Source organism: Mesorhizobium sp. M7A.F.Ca.MR.362.00.0.0, from assembly GCF_004023175.1.
Lineage (GTDB): Bacteria > Pseudomonadota > Alphaproteobacteria > Rhizobiales > Rhizobiaceae > Mesorhizobium.
The window spans coordinates 1-3,972 of sequence record NZ_RZTF01000433.1 but is presented as its reverse complement, the minus strand read 5'-3'; the positions used below and the strand labels follow the sequence as shown (position 1 = coordinate 3,972).

4 protein-coding genes and 1 pseudogene are annotated in these 3,972 nt (G+C 61.8%); 1 reads left to right on the top strand and 4 read right to left on the bottom strand.

The window, feature by feature from the left end; all coding sequences use genetic code 11:
• The 4 genes from EOC06_RS44075 to EOC06_RS32215 form a co-directional block, all read right to left on the bottom strand.
• Positions 1-606: ABC transporter ATP-binding protein (locus tag EOC06_RS44075; protein ID WP_245470279.1), on the bottom strand; the 606-nt coding region annotated here is incomplete at its 3' end.
• Positions 607-614: 8 nt separating this feature from the next.
• Positions 615-1,451, bottom strand: a complete 837-nt coding sequence (locus EOC06_RS32225) for a carbohydrate ABC transporter permease (RefSeq protein ID WP_127256867.1) — start codon at positions 1,449-1,451, stop codon at positions 615-617.
• The gene (locus EOC06_RS32220; protein ID WP_023809272.1) at positions 1,448-2,308 is read right to left on the bottom strand and encodes a carbohydrate ABC transporter permease; all 861 of its coding nucleotides are present in this window, start codon (positions 2,306-2,308) and stop codon (positions 1,448-1,450) included. The genes EOC06_RS32225 and EOC06_RS32220 overlap by 4 nt, the downstream gene beginning before the upstream one ends.
• An 84-nt stretch (positions 2,309-2,392) precedes the next feature.
• Entirely contained in the window at positions 2,393-3,664 is a 1,272-nt protein-coding gene (locus EOC06_RS32215; protein WP_127330826.1) for an extracellular solute-binding protein, read from the bottom strand.
• Positions 3,665-3,749: 85 nt separating this feature from the next.
• On the opposite strand from EOC06_RS32215, the pseudogene EOC06_RS32210 reads away from it, so the two are divergent.
• A pseudogene (locus EOC06_RS32210) lies at positions 3,750-3,972 on the top strand (AraC family transcriptional regulator); the annotation flags it as partial.

The window sequence follows — 3,972 nt, the reverse complement described above, 5'->3', positions numbered from 1 at the left end:
GTCGGCCATGGTCATCGCCTCGATCTGGTCATGCGTGACATAAACCGATGTCGTCTTCAGCTGCTGGTGCAGCGCCTTGATCTCGGCGCGCATATGGACGCGCAGCTTGGCGTCGAGGTTCGACAGCGGCTCGTCGAACAGGAAAACCTTGGGATCGCGCACGATGGCACGCCCCATGGCGACGCGCTGGCGCTGGCCGCCGGACAGTTGCCGCGGCAGGCGCTGCAGGAACGTGTCGAGCCCGAGCCGCCTGGCGGCGCCGTCCACCCTGGCGTCGATCGTCGTTTTCTCCGCCTTCTTCAGGAGCAGGCTGAAACCCATGTTCTTCGACACGTCCATATGCGGATAGAGCGCGTAGGACTGGAACACCATAGCGATGCCGCGGTCGGCCGGCTCGACATCGTTGACCACCTTGCCGCCGATGGCGATCTCGCCGCCGCTGATGTCCTCGAGCCCGGCGATCATTCTGAGCAGCGTCGATTTTCCGCAGCCGGAGGGCCCGACGAAGACGACGAACTCGCCGTCCTTGATGTCGATGCTGGCGCCATGGACGACCTCGAAGACACCGAAGCGCTTGACGACATTGTTGAGCGTGACCGTTGCCATGCTGCCCCTTACTTGACCGCGCCGGCGGCGATGCCGGCGATGAAATGGCGCTGCAGCAGCACGAAGACGACGAGCATCGGCACCGTCAGCATCACCGCGCCCGCCATGATGCCGCCCCATGACACCTTGGTGAGGCCGATCAGCGTGCCGAGCGCCACCGGCGCCGTCATCGAACCCGGCTGGCTGTTGATCAAAAGCGGCCACAGATAATTGTTCCAGGAGGCGAGGAACAGGATGATGGCGAGTGCGGCCAGCATCGGCCGCGCCAAAGGCAGCGCGACGAAGAGGAAGATGCGCCATTCCTTGACGCCTTCGACGCGCGCAGCATCGAAGAGGTCGTCCGGCATCATCGAAAAACTCTGCCGCATGAACAGCACGCCGAGCGAATTGAACAGCGGCGGCACGATCAGCGCCACCCAGGTGTTGGCGAGCTTGAAGTCGCGCGCCACCATGATGAATTGCGGGATCAGCACGACCGCATAGGGAAGCGTGATGGTGCCGAGGATGATGGCGACAACCACGCCCTTGCCGAAGAACTGGTAGCGGGCCAGCGCCCAGCCGGCCATCGACGTCAGCAGCACCGACAGGATGGTGTAGGTCACCGCCACCGAGACCGAAATGCCGATGGCGCCGACGAAGTTCGTGTCACGCTGCAGATTGTTGAAATTGTCGATGAAATTGCCGTGCGGCAAAAGCTCGATGCCGGGGCTGAAGATGCCGTTGTCCGGCATGGTCGAGAACACCACCATCATCCACAGCGGAAACAGCCAGATCAGCGCCAGCGGCGTCAGGAACAGATGCAGGGCGATGCTGCGTCCCAGTCTGGCGGAGGAGCGCGAACTCATTTCGGTTCCCTCGTCAGCCACAGCTGCGCCAGCGTGATGGCGATCGCCAGCCCGGCCATGGTGTAGGCGACGGCCGACGCATAGCCGAAATTGAGCGACCGAAAACCCTGGCGGTAAAGCAGCAGGCCGAGCGTCTCCGTGCCGCCGCCCGGCCCGCCGCGCTCGGTGATCAGGAAGGGCTCGGTGAACAGCTGCATGGTGCCGATGATCGACAGCACGAGGCAAAATACGATGACCGGCTTCAAGAGCGGCAGGGTGATGTAGAAGAACTGCTTGAGCTTGCTGACGCGGTCTAGCGTCGCCGCCTCGTAGACATCCTCGGGAATGGACTGCATGCCGGCGAGCAGGATGATGGCGTTGTAGCCGGCCCAGCGCCAGGTCACCGCGATCATGATCAGCGCCATCGCCGGCGTGACGTTGGAAAACCAGTCGATCTTGGGCAGGCCGATGCTGTTCAACAGCTTGTTGATGATGCCGAAATCGAGGTTGAACATCAGCCGGAACACAGCCGAATAGGCGACCTCGCCGACCACCACCGGGGCGAAGAAGGCAAAGCGGTAGAGGCCGCGCGCCTTCAAGAGCGGCGAGTTCAACAGCACCGCCATGACAAGCGCCAGCGAGATCATCACCGGCACCTGGATGACAAGGATGAGCAGCGTGTTCTTCAGGGCGTTGAAGAAGGCCGGATCGCCGATCAACCGGCCCCAGTTGAAGCCGGGCGCGAACCGCCACGGCACGGTACGCGTCGCCTGGAAGGAGATCATGAAGGAGCTGATGATCGGCCACACCCAGAAGATCGCGAAGATCAGCAGATAGGGCGTGAGGAAGCGATAGGCCGTGGCGTTGCGATTGCGCATCTTCCTCCTCCTTCTACCGATTGTTGTTTCACGCCATCGCCTGGGTCTTCCCTTCTCCCCTTGTGGGAGAAGGAGAAGCGGTGGTCACGACTTGACGGGCAGTCCGGTCGCCGCCGCGATCTGGCTTGCGGCATCGTCGAGTGCCGTCTTGGCGTCGGGATAGCCGCCGGCCAGATACTTGGTCTGCACGGCGCGGACGATGATTTCGGCGTCGCTCTGGAACTGCGTGCCGCGGCTCGGAACAACCTTCGGCAAGGTGCCGAGAATGTCCTTCCACACCGCCTGGCCGCCCCAATAGGGCAGACCTTCCGAGACGTAGGGGTCATTGAGCGCCGAGATCAGGGACGGCACCAGGCCGAACTCCTTCAGCATCGTGATCTGGCCTTCATTGGTTCCGAGCGTGTATTTCAGATAGGCGTAGGCGGCCTCCTTGTTCTTCGACACCGAGGTGATAGCCAGCGAGGAACCGCCGAGATTGGCGGCGCGCGGCCCGTCGGCGGTAAGGCTCGGCATCAGATAGACGCCCCATTTGCCGTTTTCACCGGCAGATTCGGTGCGAATGGTGCCCTCATACCAGCCGCCATAGATCTGGGTGGCGACGGTGCCGGCGGTGTTGTTGGTGATCTTGGTGCCCCAGTCGGCCGACGAGATGATGCCGGCGTCCTTCATCTCCTTGACCTTGGTCATGGCATCGACGCATTTGGGCTGGTTGACCGTGATCGATTGTCCGTCCTCGGAGAAATAGGCGCAGCCCTGTTCGTTGGAGATCATGCGGAAGAATTCCGAGTCACCGTTGAAATCGGCATTGGTCATCGAGACGCCAGGATTGGCGGACTGGATCTTCTTGCCCGCGGCGATGAAATCGTCCCAGGTCTTGATCGAAGCCGGATCGACGCCGGCCTTTTCGTAGAAATCGCGGCGATAGAACGCGGCAACCGGGCCGGAATCCCACGGCATCGCGTAGGCCTTGTCGCCCACTTCCAGCTCGGTGCGCTTGAAATCGGGGAACTTTTTCTGGTCGTCGGCTGTGTAGCCGAGCGTATGCAGGTCGACGAAGCAGTCGGGGAACTGGCTCCAGTAATTCTCGGCCTCACCGTTCTCGACGGTGACGATGTCGGGCAGGCCGACGCCGCCGGCGGCGCAGCCGGCGATCGACTTGTCATAGGTCGGCTGGTTGCCGAGATCCTGGACGGTGACCTTGACGTCGGGAAATTGCTTGTTGAAGCCGGCAATGGTCGCCTTCAGCGATGAAGCCGCGACATTCCAGCTCCAGATGGTGATTTCGCCGGATTGCGCGAAGGCCGGGGCTGAGCCCAGGGCAAGCGCGAGCGCGGCGCAGGTCATTGTGATGCGCATTGAAATCCTCCCATTTCATTTGCTCTCTCACTGTGAGCGTGGCTAGACTATGCAGTGGGCAAGGCCTGTCGCCGTCAAAAGGAATATGAAATTGGCGGAAAGTAAGATGCCTGAACGGCCGTTCTACCAGCCTGGGGCCAGCAGCGTGGAAGGCCTTCCGCTGCTCCTGCAGATGTTTCACACCAATCCGTTGGTGATGCTCAAGCCGCACTGGCACGCCCAGGTCGAGGTTAATTTCATCGTGCGCGGCAGCGTGCATTACCGCATGAACGACCACGAGATTTCGCTTTCGGCCGGCGAGATGTGCC